Origin of the sequence: Paenibacillus jilunlii (assembly GCF_900102965.1) — a bacterium.
GTDB lineage: Bacteria > Bacillota > Bacilli > Paenibacillales > Paenibacillaceae > Paenibacillus_AQ > Paenibacillus_AQ jilunlii.
Map to the genome: position 1 here is coordinate 52,559 of NZ_FNGM01000002.1, position 18,986 is coordinate 71,544.

General features: G+C 50.9%; 13 protein-coding genes, 2 pseudogenes and 1 riboswitch. Of the genes and pseudogenes, 7 read left to right on the plus strand and 8 right to left on the minus strand.

Features of this window, described 5'->3' with window-relative positions; translation table 11 throughout:
- The coding region (locus BLQ82_RS32335) for an aromatic acid exporter family protein (RefSeq protein ID WP_208861944.1) at positions 1-888 on the plus strand (888 nt) is incomplete at its 5' end.
- Between the two features lie 11 nt (positions 889-899).
- On the opposite strand, the pseudogene BLQ82_RS33150 reads toward BLQ82_RS32335, so the two are convergent.
- From BLQ82_RS33150 to BLQ82_RS05115, 3 genes and pseudogenes are all read right to left on the minus strand, one after another.
- A pseudogene (locus BLQ82_RS33150) lies at positions 900-1,604 on the minus strand (choice-of-anchor A family protein); the annotation flags it as partial.
- A 186-nt stretch (positions 1,605-1,790) separates the two neighbouring features.
- A riboswitch (cyclic di-GMP riboswitch) is annotated at positions 1,791-1,878 on the minus strand.
- A gap of 1,627 nt (positions 1,879-3,505) precedes the next feature.
- A complete protein-coding gene (locus BLQ82_RS05110; protein WP_062525186.1) occupies positions 3,506-3,928 on the minus strand; it encodes an ASCH domain-containing protein in 423 nt (140 codons plus the stop codon).
- Between the two features lie 169 nt (positions 3,929-4,097).
- The gene (locus BLQ82_RS05115; RefSeq protein ID WP_062525184.1) at positions 4,098-4,397 is read right to left on the minus strand and encodes a hypothetical protein; all 300 of its coding nucleotides are present in this window, start codon (positions 4,395-4,397) and stop codon (positions 4,098-4,100) included.
- Positions 4,398-4,612: 215 nt separating this feature from the next.
- Between BLQ82_RS05115 and BLQ82_RS05120 the strand changes: the two genes are divergently transcribed.
- The 6 genes from BLQ82_RS05120 (at position 4,613) to BLQ82_RS05145 (ending at position 13,974) form a co-directional block, all read left to right on the plus strand.
- Entirely contained in the window at positions 4,613-6,907 is a 2,295-nt protein-coding gene (locus BLQ82_RS05120) for an FAD-dependent oxidoreductase (protein ID WP_244280715.1), read from the plus strand.
- A gap of 139 nt (positions 6,908-7,046) precedes the next feature.
- Positions 7,047-8,840, plus strand: a complete 1,794-nt coding sequence (locus tag BLQ82_RS05125) for a sensor histidine kinase (RefSeq protein WP_062525182.1) — start codon at positions 7,047-7,049, stop codon at positions 8,838-8,840.
- The gene (locus BLQ82_RS05130; RefSeq protein WP_062525179.1) at positions 8,818-10,326 is read left to right on the plus strand and encodes a response regulator transcription factor; all 1,509 of its coding nucleotides are present in this window, start codon (positions 8,818-8,820) and stop codon (positions 10,324-10,326) included. The genes BLQ82_RS05125 and BLQ82_RS05130 overlap by 23 nt, the downstream gene beginning before the upstream one ends.
- 245 nt (positions 10,327-10,571) lie before the next feature.
- On the plus strand, positions 10,572-11,510 hold the full coding sequence (locus BLQ82_RS05135) for an ABC transporter permease (RefSeq protein WP_425281127.1): 939 nt from the start codon (positions 10,572-10,574) through the stop codon (positions 11,508-11,510).
- Positions 11,504-12,364: a carbohydrate ABC transporter permease gene (locus BLQ82_RS05140; protein ID WP_062525175.1), complete on the plus strand. Its 861-nt coding sequence runs from the start codon at positions 11,504-11,506 to the stop codon at positions 12,362-12,364. The genes BLQ82_RS05135 and BLQ82_RS05140 overlap by 7 nt, the downstream gene beginning before the upstream one ends.
- 77 nt (positions 12,365-12,441) lie before the next feature.
- On the plus strand, positions 12,442-13,974 hold the full coding sequence (locus tag BLQ82_RS05145) for an extracellular solute-binding protein (protein WP_074647886.1): 1,533 nt from the start codon (positions 12,442-12,444) through the stop codon (positions 13,972-13,974).
- 187 nt (positions 13,975-14,161) lie between these two features.
- On the opposite strand, the pseudogene BLQ82_RS33155 reads toward BLQ82_RS05145, so the two are convergent.
- From BLQ82_RS33155 to BLQ82_RS05175, 5 genes and pseudogenes are all read right to left on the minus strand, one after another.
- A pseudogene (locus BLQ82_RS33155) lies at positions 14,162-14,972 on the minus strand (IS91 family transposase); the annotation flags it as partial.
- A gap of 241 nt (positions 14,973-15,213) precedes the next feature.
- Complete coding sequence (locus BLQ82_RS05160) at positions 15,214-15,597, minus strand: hypothetical protein (protein ID WP_062525168.1); 384 nt, start codon at positions 15,595-15,597, stop codon at positions 15,214-15,216.
- 81 nt (positions 15,598-15,678) lie between these two features.
- The gene (locus tag BLQ82_RS05165; protein ID WP_062525166.1) at positions 15,679-16,677 is read right to left on the minus strand and encodes an amidase domain-containing protein; all 999 of its coding nucleotides are present in this window, start codon (positions 16,675-16,677) and stop codon (positions 15,679-15,681) included.
- Positions 16,678-17,121: 444 nt separating this feature from the next.
- On the minus strand, positions 17,122-18,192 hold the full coding sequence (locus tag BLQ82_RS05170; RefSeq protein WP_082722738.1) for a hypothetical protein: 1,071 nt from the start codon (positions 18,190-18,192) through the stop codon (positions 17,122-17,124).
- Positions 18,185-18,757: a sigma-70 family RNA polymerase sigma factor gene (locus BLQ82_RS05175; protein WP_062525164.1), complete on the minus strand. Its 573-nt coding sequence runs from the start codon at positions 18,755-18,757 to the stop codon at positions 18,185-18,187. The genes BLQ82_RS05170 and BLQ82_RS05175 overlap by 8 nt, the downstream gene beginning before the upstream one ends.
- Positions 18,758-18,986 lie beyond the last annotated feature (229 nt).

Below are 18,986 nucleotides of genomic sequence, written 5' to 3' on the forward strand. Positions count from 1 at the left end.
GGCGTCGGCGTTACGACTGCGGTCGGCGTCGGCGTTACGACTGCTGTTGGCGTCGGCGTTACGACTGCGGTCGGCGTTGGCGTTACGACTGCACTCGGCGTTGGTGTCGCCGTCGCACTCGGCGTCGGGGTCGCGGTCGCACTCGGCGTCGGCGTCGCCGTCGCACTCGGCGTCGGCGTCGCGGTCGCACTCGGCGTCGGCGTCGCCGTTGCACTCGGCGTTGGTGTCGCGGTCGCACTCGGCGTCGGGGTCGCCGTCGCACTCGGCGTTGGTGTCGCCATCGCACTCGGCGTCGGGGTCGCCGTCGCACTCGGCGTCGGCGTCGCCGTTGCACTCGGCGTTGGTGTCGCGGTCGCACTCGGCGTCGGGGTCGCCGTCGCACTCGGCGTTGGTGTCGCCATCGCACTCGGCGTCGGGGTCGCCGTCGCACTCGGCGTCGGCGTCGCCGTTGCACTCGGCGTTGGTGTCGCCGTCGCACTCGGCGTTGGTGTCGCCGTCGCACTCGGCGTCGGGGTCGCCGTCGCACTCGGCGTTGGTGTCGCCGTCGCACTCGGCGTCGGGGTCGCCGTCGCACTCGGCGTTGGTGTCGCCGTCGCACTCGGCGTTGGTGTCGCCGTTGCACTCGGCGTCGGGGTCGCGGTCGCACTCGGCGTCGGGGTCGCCGTCGCACTCGGCGTCGGCGTCGCCGTTGCACTCGGCGTTGGTGTCGCGGTCGCACTCGGCGTCGGCGTCGCCGTCGCACTCGGCGTCGGCGTCGCCGTTGCACTCGGCGTTGGGGTCGCCGTCGCACTCGGCGTTGGTGTCGCCGTTGCACTCGGCATCGGGGTCGCCGTTGCACTCGGCGTTGGTGTCGCCGTTGCAGGCGGTTCGGAGCCTTCATACGGATAGTGGTGCATCTGCACATAACCGCTGAATGCTTTTGCGATCAGCGTGCCATGGAGCTCGGCATGATCATAAAAAACACTGGCATGAGGAGCCAATATAGTGCCCTCGATTGTGGTGTTCCCGATTTTCAAAGAAGCAGCTTCATAGAAATTGAACAGGACCTTGCGGGGTTTGCCTCCCCAGAATTGAAAATTAGGAATTTTCACAGCGCTTCCGCCCACATTAATAATGACGGTGGCATCACCTGCTATGTTGAACTGCAGCCCGTTGGCGTCAGCCAAATCAGCAGCAGCCAGATGAATAACATTATAGGCATCCGGAGCGTTAATAGTGATTTTTCCATATTCCTTTACAAAAGGCTGTGTCTGCGCCAATGCGGCCAATTCATCCGAACGCCGGACCAGAAACTGTTCCTCGGCCGCAAAATCAATCGGTGTCCCTTGGCGGGGAGTCTCCTTGAGATCTGCCCGTGTGCTGCTTATAGTGCCTCCGTATACAGCTGCTCCATATATAGTTCCGTCTGTTAGAGTGAGATTTTTGCCGGCAACCAGCACATCCCCGCCGGGCGCATCCTTAGAAACGCCGTACCCCTGCAAAGTAATATTTCCTTCAGCCGCGAGCCTTCCATGAATCTGATCGTAAGATTGCGTGAAATCTCCAAAGATAAATGCATTAAAATTGCCGGCAACGCCCAGAACAGGGGTAGGGATATACGGCATATTTCCCGCAGCCTTAACATTCCATCCCCAAGCCAGCGTGCTGCCCAATGCCAATATCCCTGTCAGGATCAGAGCTGCTGCTTTCTGTGTTCTTTTTTTCAAATCGCATTGCACCTCCTAGTAACTTATTCTATGATTTTGCGAAAAAACTATAACAACAAAAAGACCGCCACGAAGGGTTAGCTTCACGGCGGCCGGACGATCATAGCCCTGGTCGGGCATTAGATTCCTGACTTTGCGTCCCGTCCTTTCGGACGGTTTGCGTTTATACATGAGAAATATAGATAAAAATTATGTAGTCTATGACATTTGTTACTTTTGAACTAATTTCAGTTTAGCCGCTCCCCTGCCCTGTTGTCAATCTATTCCTTAACTATTTTTTACAAGTTACGCTTACCTGAGACATAGACAAACCCGCTATACATAAGCCTTCTCAGCGTTCCTGCCCTGAAGAGAATTTCCCTACAGAATGATTATCCGCCTTTTTCACAGCATCCAATTCCGTATTTATTTACAATTTTTAATATTAAAATCTAGTATATTCGAACTATTATTTCAAATCTTATCCAGTACCTTCATACCTAGCTATATCTGCTCCTTAAGGAGCAAGAACATCCCTCCGAATTAGGACCGCACAAGAACAAAACGGATACGCCGTCCTTGATTGAATAGATTTCAGTTTAGCGTTGCCTGGAAGACTTTTGGTATTCCTCGAAAATTTCAAGTGGAAAAAGGTTAACTAATTCTGCTGGTTTGGCTTCTAACGGAGTAATATCGCCTAATTAAGTTTCCTTTTTCCACTTCATTTTTACAATTGTTAATTGGTGGGAGAAATAAGTTCCCTTTTTCCAACTAGCACTGCTACCCTGCTTTTTCGCAAGCGCCAGTTTGGAAAAAGGCTATAGAATCCGGCTGATTTCCACCCGTTTGAGTAAATCCGCTGAATTCGCGCCTACTTATCCCCAACTTTATGCACATTTTATCCACAATAAAGAGAAATCATAATTTCCTAAACAACAAAAAAACTGCCCCGGAATTCACCGGCAGCAGTTCTTCAGCCCTCTCTATGTAAGGCTATATACGCTCCCGTAACCAGACATTGCGGATATAGCGAATTGGGATTTACAGCAGCTGAATCCAGCCAATCATGGACACCCACAACGGAATACTCAAAAACAACCCGAATGCCAACCCACGGCGGAGACTTCCTTCATGACTCATCATAATTCTCCTCTTTGAGGTGCTTTATTTTGTATGCTTCAATATTTTATATTTCAATTTTAATATAAAATAATTCTTCTTATTTTATTGTGAAAAATATCACATATAATTGTCTTATTTATAAATTCCAGTGATTATTTTTTGAATCGGAGCCAAATTCATCTGCCGGGGGATCATGAGCGGATGCTTTGAGGAGCAGTATAGAATTAAATCCGGTCCATAATGCGCAAGGATCAGCCAGACTTAATAAAACGGGCCTCACCATGGGAGTTGGCAAGGCCCTGCAAGCTATCTATAAACACCGGGGTGTGTCTGGTACATTCAATATATATCCTCAACCTGAAAATAAGCTGACAGCTGCATAAAAATTACATTAAGAGCTTCCAATAGCCCAGTGTGCCGAAAAAAACGACCAGTGCCACGGGAAGTATAATTTTCCGGCTTACCTTATCCTCAAACGAAAAATACAAACACAGCATACAAAGCCACGCAATAAGGAGACTTCCCATTTCCTATGCATACGCCCTTTCTTATACATCCTGATGATCGCGCGGGACAGCGGCAGCACCAAACATCCTATAAGAAGATTACCCGCGGGTCAGCCGGTTCATACCCAATCATGGCTTGGGCCGCTAAATATTTTTTCTTGTTCCGCCAAAAGGTTATACAGTTCCAGCAGGTCACTGCTCCCCCTCCAGCACAGGGTACTCCCAGAAGCTCAGCCTGCCTTTCGCCGGTATGGGCCGGGCAAGCGCCGTCACATCCTCCAGCTTCCAGGCATAGCGTCCTGGCGCATAATCGCCGAAAACCAACTCATTGCCGCCAGGCCAGCCCTCAGCTGCATCCGCCTGCGTTACCTCATAGCAACCGGCCAGACGGCTTGTGGCGATAATGGCTCCCCGAGGGAGATTGTCCACAGTGAAGCCATGCCGCGCCAAGGCCGACTTGAACGGCTCCTGTCTGCAGACGGATTTGTCGATCCCCAGTCCGGCATGGATTGCCAGTTCACCGCGATAAGCCGTTTGCCAGGAACGGGTCTCGAACTGTTTTTCCCCAAGCGTAATTAACGTGGCCCAGGGCTGCCGGATCGTCAGACATTTCATCTCCGCCTTTTCTCCTCTCTGAACAGCAAAAAACGCAGCCGCCGAACATCCGGAAAGCCGCGCCGCCTATAGTTATCGGGATGCTGGAGAAGGGGCAAAGCCCCTGCCTGCGCAATGTGTGTGCTTTCTACTTCTGTATTGTATGCCGCTATGGGATTCTGTGCAACTTTTACGACAAACGAAGTAGAATAAACTTCCAGATTACAACTAAATAAGGACTGGCCGCCAGTCCGCAGATGGCTAAAAAGACTTGAAGCGGTGTACTCATTCCGCCATCCATTCCGGTCCAGCCCATGGAAAAAGAAGGCTTCGGCGGCTCAAGTCCATACTGCTCCATTAGCCGTTCTTTTGTGCCGCTGTCCACAATTGTTCCTGTATCCGCCGCGTGGACGAGTGCCGGTTGCAGAACTAACAGCAGGAAAGCCGCGAAACAGGTGAACATGAATATAAATATGTATTTATTCCTCAAATTGCTCATTTCTCCTTTTTCTTGAATTTACTTTTCTATTTATTATACCGGAATTATCCAGATTTTTATAGTATAAGCGTTAATACACTGTCCTGCGGCATCCAACCCAATCCAACAGTTTTGTACATAAGATCAGCCAGATTTGTTGATACTTCTCCCCTCCATATCCGTTTAAAATTAATGGTAATATGATGAAAGGGCGGATGATCGTGAAGATGGAGCAGGAAGCTTATGATGTGGTGGTATGCGGTGGAGGATTGGCCGGTGTCTGCGCGGCTGTGGCGGCAGCCCGGCAGGGAGCCAGTGTCTGTATCATCCAGGACAGACCGGTTCTGGGCGGCAACAGCTCGTCGGAAATCCGGGTCACTCCACACGGGGCGGCTCAATTTCATGCCTATGCCCGGGAGACAGGCATTATTTCCGAGCTGCTGATTGAGGAACGGGCACTCAATCATGAACCGATTCTGGAGAATGGCTGGACGAACAGCGTATGGGATATGGTGCTCTACAATATGGCGGTGTCAACGCCGAACCTTACGCTGCATTTAAACTCCACGGTCACCGGAGTGCACAAACACGCGGAGCGGCATATCTCCTCTGTGACCGTGCGGGTGGCGGGCGCAGAGACACAAATCACCGCAGAAGGCCAGGTGTTCATCGACTGTACCGGCGATGGTGTGGTTGCCGACCTGGCCGGCTGCGAATGGCGCTGGGGTTCGGAGGGGCGGGAGGAATTCAGCGAACCTCATGCCCCGCTTGCGGCCAGCGGCGACACGATGGGCAGTTCAATACATTTTAAGGCGAAGGATATGGGGCGGCCGGTCCCGTTTGAGGCACCGGATTGGGCAGTCAGATATGAGGACCCCGCTTTTTTCTATGATCAGGGACGGCACTTCTACGACCTTGCTGCCGGGTATTGGTGGATTGAAATCGGTATCCCCTGGAATACCATCTATAACAATGAGCAGATCCGGCATGAACTGACCCGCCATGTGCTGGGCATCTGGGACTGGATTAAGAACAGGGACCCGCTCCTGAAAGAAAAAGCTGCGAACTATGCGCTGGACTGGATCGGCCAGGTGCCGGGCAAACGTGAGAGCCGGCGGGTGCTGGGCCGTTATTTCATGACGGAGCATGATCCGGCGGGCCGCACCGTATTTCCCGATGAAATCGCCTTCGGCGGCTGGTTCATCGACCTGCACAGCACAGGCGGCCTGCTGGCCCCGACTGCGGAGCCGTCGGCGGCGGAAGGCTACGCGGAAACCAGCGAATATGCGATCAAAAGCTACTGCGGGCCCTATGGGATTCCGCTGCGCATTCTCATGGCGAAGGATGCCGACAATCTCCTGCTGGCCGGGCGCAATGTCAGCGTCAGCCATGCCGCCCTCGGCACTGTGCGCGTCATGGCAACGACGGCGCTGCTGGGTCAGGCGGCGGGTACGGCCGCCTCTGTGGCGCTGCGGCGGGGCCGGGAGGCGTGCAGCCTGGAGGAAGCGGATATCCGCGAAGTCCAGCAGATTCTGCTCCGCGAGGGCTGCTTCCTGCCGAACTGCCGCAACGAGGACCCCGGCGATGTGGCCCGCTCGGCACGGGCGCGGGCCGGCAGCTCCGCCCGCGTGCATGGCGTAGGGCCGGAGAGCCGCGACTACACCGGCGGCTTTGGCGGAACCCGGCTCCCGGAGAAGGAGCCGCTTACGCACCGGCGCGGGCAATGGATTGCCGTCGGTACGGAGGAAATCCGTTCCCTGGCCGTGTGCCTAAGCAATGAATCCGGGACGGAGCAGACCGTTGAGGCCAGTCTTGTCCCGGTGGACTCCATCTGGGACTACGGATGCGGAGGGAAGCAGCCGCTGGCCCGGCAGCGGCTGGCCGTCCCGCCCGGCCGGATGCAGTGGGTCGCCTGGGAAGCCGGGCTTACCGCAGCCGAAGGGCTGCGGAGCGGAGGATATGTCCGCCTGGAACTGGCGGCAAATCCGCAGGTGGAGTGGCATAAAGGCGGCACCGTCATTCCCGGCCATACCTCGGCCTACGAGATGGCACCTTCCACAATGCGCCGGTACGGCGACGGGGGAACGCTAAGCTTCCGGATTGACCCGCCGCAAGCCTGCTATGAGCCGTCCAATGTCTTGACCGGCATTGCCCGGCCGTATGATTACACGAACCTGTGGCGCTCCGATCCGGCCGGGCCTTTGCCGCAGCGGCTGGAGCTGGAATGGGAAACGGAGCAGTGCATCGGAACGGTCGAGCTGGCTTTTCCCGGCCAGTTGTTCCGCGAATACCACCGGTATCCGCCATTCTACCGCGATCCCCAGTGTCCAAGGGATTACAGCATCGCCGCCTGGACCGGCGGCTTATGGACAACAGTCGCGTCCGTCACGGGCAATTACCAGACCCGCCGCCGTCATCCGTTGTCCGAGGCGGTTAAGACGGATAAACTCCGCGTTACAGTACACGCCACGAACGGCGATCCCAGTGCGTGCATCGCGGAAATCCGCTGTTACCGTTTCTGACACCTGTCTGCTGTATCCCAATAGGGGCACGTTGGCTGAATAAGCACTAACTTGCTGCCGACCGCTATATTCATGGGCGGGCGGCGGCCATTTTTGCTAGAATAGAGGGGATTTGAATTCAAGCTCCGGAGGAGAGCATATGGGCAAATTACAATGGCTGTGGCCGTCAAGCATGAAAAACCGGTTAGTCCTATCCATTCTGCTGTTCGTGCTGATTCCTTCCGCATTCCTGCAGATCCGCAATATCACTCAGCTGGAAACGATGATGAAGGACAATATATCACAGCAAAATACGGCGCAGCTCACTTTTCTCAAAAACAATATTGAAAGCCTGAAATTTGGTGTATTGGGCGCAATGCTGCAGCTTGAACGCGATCCGAACCTGCGGGAACAGCTTGGCCGCACTGGAGAAAACGTCACGGAAAAAAATATGCTAATCAAAAATGAGCTGCTGCTGGTGAAGCAGCGGCTGATGAATGCCATTGTCCCCGTGCATCTCACGCTGCTGGATGATAAGGGAGAGGTCTACAACACGTTGGAGGAAGGCATGGCCGTCCCGGCGGTCAGAGGAGCGGAATTACTGCAGCAGCCGGAGTTCGTGAAGCTGAGACAAGGTGCTGAAGCCTATTATTGGACCGTTCATGAGCCTGATTATTTGCTGGCGAACGCCCTGCCGGGCTCGCAGTTATTCTCTTTATTCTCGAAGCTGCAGGGAACGGACGGCCATACCTTCGCCTATCTGCGAATCAGTCTGGATATGAAGACCTGGCTTAACTCGATTACGGGAGGCTTCCAGGTGAAGCAGACCTATTATTTGCTGGACGGCGGCGGGCAGCCGATTCTGATGGGCCGCAATGACCGCTCTGCACAGGCGCTGCGCGGGATGCTGGCCACCTTCAAAAGCAACCCGGCCCACTATTTTACCGATGACAAAGACTTGTTCATCTTCAACGGCACTTATCTGCCGAATATGGATTGGTACCTCGTGAGCCGCTTCCCCTTGGAAGCGCTCTCCGGAAACATTCTGGCGATGAAACGGGAGATTATGCTGTCGTTTCTGGTCACCTGTATTGTTTTTGCCGGAATCATGTATGCGATTGTTTCTTCTACGGTCAGACCCTTGCATAATTTACAGAAAAAAATGAGTGAGCTTGTCGATAAAAATCTGAATGTCAGCATCCCCGAACGAAAATATAAAGGCGAGCTGCGGCGGCTGGCCCGTGCTTTCAATCTGATGACCGGCGATATCCGCAAGCTGATTGAACGGCTGCAAATGGAGGAAAGGCAGAAGGAAGCGATCCGCTTTCAAATGCTGATGTCGCAAATGAATCCGCATTTTCTGCTCAACACATTGAATACGATCAAATGGAACGCGCGCAACCACGGCGATATGGGGACATCGGAAATCTGCCAAAATCTGGGCAAACTGCTGGAATCAGGCCTCAACAGCGATGCGGACCTCGTCTTTCTGAAAGAAGAAATCGGGCTGATCCGGGCGTATGTCTACATCCAGTCCTTCCGCTATGACCACTCCTTCCACGTGGAATACTTGATCGGCGACGGCCTGGAGTATGCCCTGATTCCAAAGTTCAGCCTGCAGCCGCTCGTTGAAAATGCGATTTATCACGGACTTGTGCATATGAAGGCGGGCGGGAAAATAACCATTCTGATTGCCGGCGCCGGCGGCAGGCTGCGGGTCGAAATCGGTGACAATGGCCAGGGGCTGGAGCGCAGCGGCTCCGCTTCGGGAAAACGGCGCAAGGGAATCGGCCTCAGCAACCTGAGGGAACGGATTACGCTGCTCTATAAGGGGGGAGGCGAGCTGCTCCTGCTGCCCCTCCCCCAAGGCACGGTGGCTGTGCTGGATATTCCGCTGTTGAATTCTTTGCCTTATGACAAGGAGGAGCGAAATGTGGAAAATACTTCTGGTTGAGGATGAGCCGTTCGTCCGCCGCTCGATCCGCCAATCGATCTGCTGGGAGGAACACGGCTTTTTTATCGCCGGTGAAGCCAACCACGGGCAGGAAGCTCTGGAGCTTATGGACCGGCTGCAGCCCGATATTGTAATTACCGATATTTTTATGCCTTACATGGACGGCCTGGAGCTGATTCAGGCTGCACAGGCCAAAGGCTTTGAAGGATCATTCATCATGCTTACCTGCGCCGGCGAGTTCGAATACGCCCGGCTTGCGCTTGAATACGGCGCATCCAGTTATATTCTGAAGCTGTCCATGAGCGACGAAGAACTGCTCCAGGCGCTGAACAAAGCCCGGGACAAGCTGATGAAGCGGGTGGAACAGCAGGACCGGCTGGAGGACCAGCTGTTCCGGGAGGCTGCCAGTTATATGTGGCGAAGCCTGTGGGGCAAGGAACTCCACCAGGATGAAACTGACAAATTCGAGGATTTCCGCCGCCTAACGGCAAACTCCCCAGGGCTGCTGCTTATATCGGTGCTGAGCGGCACCCGGATGCTGGACAAAGCCGCTCTGCCTTCACTGCTGCCCGCAGAGGCAGGGCAGACATCCCGCTGCCACCTGTTCAGACATATGGGGCAGAGCACTTTTTGGGTCTGGCTGGAGCACAGCCCGGTACTGCGGCCCGAGGTGTTCATCCATGACGGGCTCCCCGCCATCCGCCGCCTGGGATCGGCGGCAGACGGCGGATTGGGCGCCTGGCGGATGAACCTGGGGGTGCTGGACCGCCATTATTATGGCGGTGTCCGTGGAGAGAACGGTGCGACGGCCGCAGCCGATGCGCTGCCGGTGCAGGCCCTCTCCGTTCCCTGGGATCAGGAACGGGAGATTATCGGCTGCTTCGAGCGGCTCGATGTCAATGACTGCGCCGCCAGACTGGAGCAGCTATGGCAGTTCATGGCGGCCGTCCGGATGCCGATGGCGGCAGTCAAGGAGACCGCCGAGCGGCTGGACAAGCTGTTCGCACGCATTGCCGGAAAGCCTGCGGAGCCGCCCGGCGCACTGCTGGATGGCGTGCGCCATCCCGAATTGCTGGAGCGGACGGTCTCGCGGATGCGGACTTATGCCAAGGGTCTCGGCGGGCAGCGGCCGCAGGAGACGGACCATCCAGAGATCAATACGATGATCCGCTATTTGCTGCATCATTATGACGAGGACATCTCCCTGCAGGCAATGGCGCAATACGTCAATATGGATGAAAATTATCTGAGCGGCCTATTCAAGAAAAAAACGGGCGAGACCTTCATTAACTACCTCCAGCACATCCGGGTGAATGAAGCGAGGTTCTATTTGGAGCAGACCGACCTGACCGTCGCCGAAATCGGGGAGCGGGTGGGGTTCGCCAACCCCAGCTACTTCTTTAAAATTTTTAAGCGCTGGACGAAACTGACACCCAACGAATACAGGATACAGCGTAAAGAAAGGGCTGAGCCGCCGGCGCCATAAATTTAATGCCGCCGTCCTTCTGACCCGCTCCCCCTGAACATATGCGCCCGCAGGATATACTTCTGCGGCGCCGTTCTTTTTGGCACGTTCATCCCCCCTTGTCTGTCCGCTTCGCTACTCTCCCCAGAACTTAAAATTGTACACTGAATCGCTGAGATATGAAGATTACGCCCTGCCTCTCCTGTCCGCTATGATAGTATCAAAACACAGACAGGAAGGTTGAGCGTATGGAAGAATCCATTGGCATGACAAGGAACAAGACAGCGGAGTCACCGCTGCGTCAGGCATGGATCAGGATATGGGGAATGCGGGCGTTGTACCTGATGCTGCTTCCCTGCCTAATCTGGTATTTTGTATTCAAATACTTGCCGATGTACGGCGTCATTATCTCCTTCAAGGACTATAATTTTACGGACGGCATTCTGCACAGCCCCTGGGCCGACCCGTGGTACAAGTATTTCAAAATGTTTTTTGATTCTCCGTATTTCTCACAGCTCATGTCCAATACCCTGCTGATCAGCTTATACAAGCTGGTGTTCGGAATGCTGCCTTCGATCATTCTGGCGATTCTGTTCCACGAATGCCGGGTGATGTGGCTGAAGCGGTGGGTCCAAACATTAAGCTATATGCCGCACTTTTTGTCCTGGATTATCATTTACGGCATTTCGGTAGCTTTTTTTTCGGAGACGACCGGGCTGGTCAACCGCTGGATTACGGAAGCGGGCGGGTCGTCTATCCCTTTCCTCGGCTCGACGGAATGGTTCCGCAGCATGCTGGTCTCAACTGAAATCTGGAAGGATATCGGCTGGGGCGCCATCGTTTATTTGGCCGCGATCAGCGGGATCGACCCGACGCTGTTCGAAGCGGCCAGAGTGGACGGCGCCAGCCGGCTGCGGATGATTTGGCATATTACGCTTCCCGGTATCCGCAATGTCATCATCCTGCTTCTCATCCTCAAAATCGGCAGCATCATGGACGCCGGATTTGAGCAAATCTATGTCTTCTACAATCCCCGCGTATATGAGGTCGGCGACATTATCGATACCTGGGTATACCGGACCGGTCTGGAGCAAATGAACTTTAGTCTGGCCACCACGGTAGGATTGTTCAAATCAGCTATTGGCTTTGTGCTGGTACTCGGGGCCAACAAGCTGGCTAAACGATGGGGGGGCGGAATATGGTAAACGCCAAGTCCGATAAATTATTTAACAGCGTGGTCTATCTCCTGCTCGCGGCAGTGGCGGTAGCGGCGGTCTTCCCGCTGCTCTATGTCATTTCAATGTCGCTGACGCCATACAGCGAAGTCATCAAAAACGGAGGATTCGTCGTCATTCCGCGCAGCATTTCTTTTGAAGCCTATGAGCGGATTTTGGCCGACCCGGCGCTTGGCCGCTCCATGCTGGTCACGGTGTTTGTTACCGTGACTGGCACCGCCATCAACATGATTCTGACAACGATGGCCGCCTATCCGCTCAGCCGCCGGAATTTGCGCGGAAGGACCTTTTTCCTGCTGTTCATTGTCATCACCATGCTGTTCAACGGCGGCCTGATTCCAACCTATCTGGTTGTCCGCTCGCTGGGGATGCTTGATACCCTGTGGTCGCTCATTATTCCGGGGGCAATCGCTACCTTCAACGTGCTTATTATGAAGAGCTTTTTCGAGAATCTGCCGGAAGAACTGTTTGAATCTGCCAAAATGGATGGAGCCAGGGAATTCCGCATCTTATGGCAGATTGTCATTCCGCTGTCGGTTCCATCCATAATGACGGTTGGCCTGTTCTATATGGTCGGCCACTGGAATTCTTTTTTCTCGGCGATCCTGTATATTACCGACGTGAAGCTGCATCCGCTGCAGGTGGTCATCCGCAACATGCTGCTGCTGACTCAATCGAATGAGCTGCAGGCCGAGGTTACCGTACCAACAGCAGCCATGCAGATGGCGGCGGTCATTGCCGGAAGCTTGCCAATTATCGTGGTGTACCCGTTTATCCAGAAGCATTTTACCAAGGGGATGCTCCTGGGAGCGATCAAGGGATAACTGGGAATCCGTTAAGGCTTCCCACTTCATTCATACTACTGTGCAAGGAATAAATCAGGGAAAAGGCAGGGGTTGTAATGAGAAAGAAGAACAGAGTAATGGCGTGGACCGCATTGGCTATGACTGTCGCGCTTTTCAGCGGCTGCGGCGGCGGGTCCAATGCGCCCAAAACCGCAGAAGGCGATGCTTCCGCTAAGACGGCAGCCGGGCCGGTGGACATCGAAGCAGCCGAAATCAGCTGGGGCACCAGCCTGCCGGCAGATGATTTCATCAAGAAAGCGCTGGATGAAAAAGTAGGCATTAACCTGAAACTGACACTCGTGGGCGACCAGAACGACTATGAGAATCAAATGAATGTCCGTGCGGCCTCGGGCAATCTCCCCGATCTGCTGCTGGCGACCAGCAAAGCCCATCTGCAAAAACTGGCCCAGTCCGGTTCTTTGCTCGACCTGACGCCGTATCTGGACAAACTGCCGGAATACACCAAATTTATCGGAGATGAGGTGCTGAAGAAAGGCATTCTGGATGGCAAGCAGTATGCATTGCCCAAAACGGGTCAACCGGTTTCCTACACGTATTGGATTCGCAAGGACTGGCTGGATAATCTGCAATTGCAGCCGCCGGCTACCGTGGATGAACTGCTGGAAGTTGCTAAAGCGTTTACAACCAACGACCCGGACAAAAACGGCAAAAACGACACCTTTGGCCTCACCGGCACCAACTTCCAGACCTTCGACCCGATATTCGGCGCTTACGGCCTCACCAATATTTTTGACACCTCGCAGCTGTACGTCCGTGACGGCAAGGTGGTCAGCACATTCTACCAGCCTGAAATGAAAGAGGTACTCACCACTATCAAAAGCTTTCTCGATGCCGGAGTCGTTGACCCTGAAATTGTAAGCAACAAGGGGACGATGGCCATCGACAAGGCGTTCCAGGGCAAGGTGGGCATCATCAACACCGAATGGGCGCAAATCATGAAAGACGACAAGGTAGCCGTCTGGAAAGGTGCCAATCCGAAAGCGGAATGGATTCAGCTGGCTCCCCCGAAAGGACCGACCGGCATCGCAAACGCCAATTCCCTGAATATCGGCGCTTCCAGCGGCCTGTGGGTCATCCCCAAAAAGCTGGAAAGCGAGCCGGAAAAGCTGAACAAAGTGCTGGAGCTGCTCAATTATGTATCGACAACGGAAGGCAACCGGCTGGTGCAGTACGGGGTGGAGAATACCCACTATACGCTGGACGGCGATACTGTCAAAATTACCGACAAAGGCCGTTCCGACGCTTCGTTCACCTGGCTGTACCAGTTCACAGGCCGCCCGGAAACGGATTATCTGAAATCCAAATTCAGCAATCTGGCCGCCTATATTGACTTTGAAGCCAACCTTCCGCGCATTCAGACACTGGACGGCTTCGTGACCAGTCCTCCGGGCTACAACCCGGCCGACGCCAACCGCTTCATTGAAGAAGAAATGATCAAATTTGTCTATGGCAAAGCCAAGATCGACAACTACGGCAAGTTTCTGGAGACACTGGAAGGCACGTTCAGCTACAAGAACTATCTCGATACGGCCGTCAGCCAATTGAATGAGCTCGGTTACGGGAAATAAGAAAGGGATGCTTCGCGAAATCCCCTCCTATGGGAATGGAACATGTTGTCCATCTCTGCAGAGAGGGGATTTTTCGGGTAAAACCGCCACATTTCATGAATATCTCAAAAGAGAGAATGATGGTTGATACACTGCATAAAATCCCAGCCAACCTAAGCACTTTATGCAAAATAAACTCCTCCTTGGTTCCCGTTCTTTTTTGGATTCGCTCTCTCCATTTTCTGCGTTTGAGCTGTCTTTGAGCACGGATGATCCACTTTCTAGCTTCCTTTTGCCATCTTGTCACTAACGTTTTGCTTATCTTTTTCAGCTTCCGCGAATAGACCCCATAATACCGGAGTACTGGATGGTTTTAAAATGTTCATCCGGAATATGACGGATTCACTCTGGTCATAAATTCTTCTACCGTCACTTGTTCCGTTTTCTCTTCCCCACTTGTTTTGTCGTAATAGCTGAATACCACGTACTCTCCGTCACAGGACTGGATTCGTTTTAATGCAATGGCCGGTCGCTTGATATAACGGCCGATGTAGCCTAGCTGCTTCTGTACTTTCCCTTTTTGCTTCGGGGCATGCACATAAAAGCCTTCTACATTCGCGGAATAGGCTTGCTGTAGTCTAGACTGTACCCGTTTCTTTTCTTCTGCGTTCAAACTTTTTCGAATGAGCTTTAACACCACCGTTTGCCACTGTTTTCGAAGCATTTCAAACGGCACGTAATCATACGTTCTATTCTCCGCTTTCCTTCATTCCACCCATCGTCACCAAAATATGCACATGAGGATTGAAATTTAACCGTGAGCCAAACGTATGTAGTCCTGCAATAATTCCAGGCGTAAAATATTCTTTGATGATTCCTACCGCCTCGTCCATAAATCCTTTCAGCATTTTTCGATGCAGCAAAAAGATGCTCCACAGCCCCTCATCTATGGTAAATACCACGTAGCGATGGTTGACTTGGAATACATCTTCCATGATCATCCGACTCCACTCTTTGGTTAGCTTCGCTTACCCCAAAACATATAAATTCTTATTTATTAAAAGAGCTGCCCGAAGGCAGCTCATGGATAACTTGTTATGAGAATATTGTTCATGGAAAATCTAGAATTAGACTGACCCCATAGAAGAAGCAGCATGAGCCAAAGTTTCCCCTCTATTTCCCATTGACCAAAAAACTAAATAGGCCCTCCAAGATAAACTTAACCGACCTTCTCATTTTTTTTCGACTTGCATGTTCCATCTATGGTTTAATGCTTGCTTTTGTTGCAAACCACTTTCCAGATTTTAATTTTAGTGATAGGCTGACAGGTTCTCTAAATGCAAGATCATCATTTGTATATTCTTGAGTTACAAACGCTCTTGATACAAAGAAGAAATGCAACGGAAATACAAAACCGATATGATGTAAGCTTTTATTATATTTAAAGCTATCTGCTGTCATTCCACGTTCGACTGGATTAATATTTTTAAATGCTGAGCTATTCATGTACTTGATATCGGCATTCCCCTTCGTGGCCTCTTCTAGAATAATTCTAGTATCATGTGCGACCCATGCACCAAACGAGATATATGCAATAACAAATAAAAGAACAAATGAAAGGAATAACTTCATTTTATTTTTCATTAGTAATTTCTCCCTCAGGCATACAGAATTAATAAAACAATGGTACAATCTAGAGATTGTACCATTGTTAGCGTTATTTTTCTACAAAATGTGTGTGAAATATGGAATGACACTATCCGGTGTGTTAATGATATAGAAATCCCACGTTACATTTTTTCGATTAGTCGTGTGGTATGAAACCAGTGGTGTAGAGGGTGTGTCTCGGTTTGTGATTACCGCTGTGTGGTTCATAGTATAATCAGAACCTTTGTCATAAGAAATTATATCGCCCTCGTATAAATATTCTGGTCCCGGCTTCCCATAGCCATGGATGGTGTCTGCACTTCTAATTAATTTGAAGAAGGAATCAGCCTGAACCCAGGGTACAGCGTAAAGCCATTGTCCCGCTGCTCCGGTGTTCATCCACCAGTTGGGCATACCTTCATAAGGTTCTACTATTTTTTGCTTTGGAATTCCTCCGGCATTAAGTGCTTGAGACGCAAAATTTGTGCAATCATTATCGAAAGTCCAGTATTGCGAGTTATTATTGATAGCATAAATAAGTGCATATGCTTTTGCTTGTGTTCTATCAAATGTATAGGAAGCTGCGGGTGATACTATTGAAGATGGTGTGGAATCTAAATGATCTGAAGATTCTTCACGCGTTGTATCTATACCTACTTTCTCTGAATATGATAGCTCCTGTTCTACCTGTGCCTGTTCATTTTTTTTAGTTGAATACTTTTCAAGGTTGTTTATTGCCTTCTTCACCAATTCATCACCAGTTATCGCGCTTTTTGGAAAGGTTGACCTAGTAACTACTTTGGTATCATCAGATATGGTAAAAGTAACCATATCCTTCAAAGCAGTATCTTCATCCGAACCTTCCCAAATAATAGTCTGTGTTAGTTCTCCTGCAATGATAGTATTGTTTCCTTTATTCTCGCTGGATGTCTGTTTAAAATCCATTTTAAAGTCTTTTAACACTCGTCCTGTTGTTTCCTCCATCACTCTAATGATATTTAACGCTTCATCATATAGGTAATCCAATTCAGGGGAAGTAGCCAGAATTCCAGTCAATAATATTTTTTTGGAGATCATGAAATTACTCTTTTTCGGTTTTTTTGGAATATTAATACTATTAATATTCCGATTTCCATAATATCAGATTTAACATATAAAACAAATGATACTATTTAGCTGTATTTTTTTCACATAGATAGAAAGTCACAGTTAATAAATGGTAATACTTTACCATTTCCAAATATCTTAAGACTTGGATTATATAAGCTCAAATTTCATATTGAGCTGACAAATGAAAAGAAAGCTTCAGACCAGATGAATCAGCCTGAAGCTTTCTTTGTTTCGTTTATTGCGTTTTACTTAACTGTAGCAAACAGCATACACTTTAGCTGTAACGAAGTTTACTGCCTGGCTAGCAGGGTGAGCAGCCCAAAATACATCAATTGCATTTCGAATGCGTAATGTAAGAATATCTAAAAAGTAAAGTACTTGGCGCCATTTCTGGCGCCTGTATTGCTCTCCCTACCAAGGCGTTTCCGTTTTGTGTTCAATCACTTTCAATACTTTGGGTTCAAGAATCCGTTTCAATTGTTCCAGCGTACGATCGTCATGAGTAGCTCCACCATGCGGATCGGCTTGGATTTGTTTTTTTGCCTGCGTAGTTGCGATTATGTCCATGACTTGTTGTTTGGAAATCTTTTTAGATGCTGCGATCTCGACGACAGATGCCCCCTTTGCCAATTCTTGTTTCAAGTCTGCTGGACTCATGTGAAGTAAAGAAAAGAGCTTTTCATCGTTTAAAAAGGCATCCGCAGTATAGTCAGACTTGCCGTTTGTCGTGAAAAAGCCTTCCACGGACGGAGCTGGGCCGCCTCCGATTAGAGAAACGCTGATCGTATTCCCTTGAACCAATGCCTGATAAAACGGCGTGGTTGATCCCTTTTCGGTGTAGTTCAATATAAACGTTTTTTGGTCCGGTTTCTGCATCGGCTCCATGTTACATTCGTACTTACTGGAGCTACCGTACAGTTTGTTAATGAGATCATCTACTTTCGATTTGATTTCTTGATTGGTTAAGGAGATGACCGGTTTCTCCTGAGGCTCCCAATTCTCTTGGTTCACATGTTCGATTTCACCCGTGATACCGTTCAAATCAAGTCGGATCTTTTTGCCGTGAGCTCCCTTTTCCTGCAGCACGATGCTTGTTTGAATGGCTCTTCCCTGACTTGCATTCGCGGGGTCTCCTCCAATCTGGCTGGCGTCGATGATTTCAAACGACTTGGTTTCCGGATAAGAGCGATACAACTTTTCAAGCGCTGCTTGGCCAACCGCATCCATCTTGACTTGTTTGGCTGTCATCGGTGTTCTCGTAATCAATTCAATCAGGGGAGGGGCCGCGAATGCCGCGGTTGGAATCATAATTACTGCAGCAACGATGCTGCCGATCAATCGTTTTTTCATCGTTTTTCTGCTCCTTTGCCGTTGTACGTATTGAGAATAGGATTGTTCGATTCGTTTGGAAACAGCCGGGGGACATTCCATGGTCTCTGCCTCTTGGTGCAGGTACTCGCGGATTTGACTTTCATTAGGCATTGTTCTTTTCCTTCCTTTCCAACGGGAGATTTCCCAATTGTTTTCGAAGCAGCTGCAGGCCGGCATGGTATCTGGACTTGACTGTACCGAGCGGAATATTGAGTAATGTTGCAATCTCCGCCAGCGTATAGTCGTGGTAAAAGCGGAGGATGATCACCGTTCGCTGTTTATCGGTCAGCTTGTGCATGGCCCCCGATATCTCAGGGGCTGTCCCATCCGTCCTCACCGTGGGCTGATCCCAATGATGCTCTTCCCGGGAAAAGACACGGATACGTTCGAAAATTCGGAATCTCCTCCAGCTTTTCACCCGGAATCTTTGCACTTGTCGGATGACCAAGCCGTGCAGCCAGAAGTGGAAAGAACGATTGGGATCGTAGTTGGGAAGCGAGGTCCACATTTGCATGTAGATCTCATTCATAATATCTTCGCGATCCTGCGGATGATCCACCAGAAAAGAGACGGTCCGGTAGACATCCTTATAGGTGGCATCATACAACGTATGAAACGCCTGCTGATCTCCTTCGATCATTTTTGTGAGCACGTGGTACATAGATTCACTTTGCATTCAGAGGGCCCTCCTGAGTAAGCAGCTTACACCCTATATTGTCGCTCGATGGAAAAAAGGTTCGTTTTTTTTCAACAATTGATTTCATGTGATTATCTTATCCTGGCCACTACTATAAGTATAAAAACTTATATTATAAGCATGCTTTTTGATACGCAAAAAAGGAGTTGCCTTTCGGCAGCTCCTAGCTGAATACAATACATAAATAACAGATGAGTTCAAGCCAGAA

What these genes read in the sequence shown, in the direction of transcription:
- BLQ82_RS05110 (WP_062525186.1), bottom strand. Translation starts at nt 3,928, where the DNA reads ATGAAATGTCTGACGATCCGGCAGCCCTGGGCCACGTTAATTACGCTT.
- BLQ82_RS05120 (WP_244280715.1), top strand. Translation starts at nt 4,613, where the DNA reads ATGGAGCAGGAAGCTTATGATGTGGTGGTATGCGGTGGAGGATTGGCC.
- BLQ82_RS05125 (WP_062525182.1), top strand. Translation starts at nt 7,047, where the DNA reads ATGGGCAAATTACAATGGCTGTGGCCGTCAAGCATGAAAAACCGGTTA.
- BLQ82_RS05130 (WP_062525179.1), top strand. Translation starts at nt 8,818, where the DNA reads ATGTGGAAAATACTTCTGGTTGAGGATGAGCCGTTCGTCCGCCGCTCG.
- BLQ82_RS05135 (WP_425281127.1), top strand. Translation starts at nt 10,572, where the DNA reads ATGACAAGGAACAAGACAGCGGAGTCACCGCTGCGTCAGGCATGGATC.
- BLQ82_RS05140 (WP_062525175.1), top strand. Translation starts at nt 11,504, where the DNA reads ATGGTAAACGCCAAGTCCGATAAATTATTTAACAGCGTGGTCTATCTC.
- BLQ82_RS05145 (WP_074647886.1), top strand. Translation starts at nt 12,442, where the DNA reads ATGAGAAAGAAGAACAGAGTAATGGCGTGGACCGCATTGGCTATGACT.
- BLQ82_RS05160 (WP_062525168.1), bottom strand. Translation starts at nt 15,597, where the DNA reads ATGAAAAATAAAATGAAGTTATTCCTTTCATTTGTTCTTTTATTTGTT.
- BLQ82_RS05165 (WP_062525166.1), bottom strand. Translation starts at nt 16,677, where the DNA reads ATGATCTCCAAAAAAATATTATTGACTGGAATTCTGGCTACTTCCCCT.
- BLQ82_RS05170 (WP_082722738.1), bottom strand. Translation starts at nt 18,192, where the DNA reads ATGCCTAATGAAAGTCAAATCCGCGAGTACCTGCACCAAGAGGCAGAG.
- BLQ82_RS05175 (WP_062525164.1), bottom strand. Translation starts at nt 18,757, where the DNA reads ATGCAAAGTGAATCTATGTACCACGTGCTCACAAAAATGATCGAAGGA.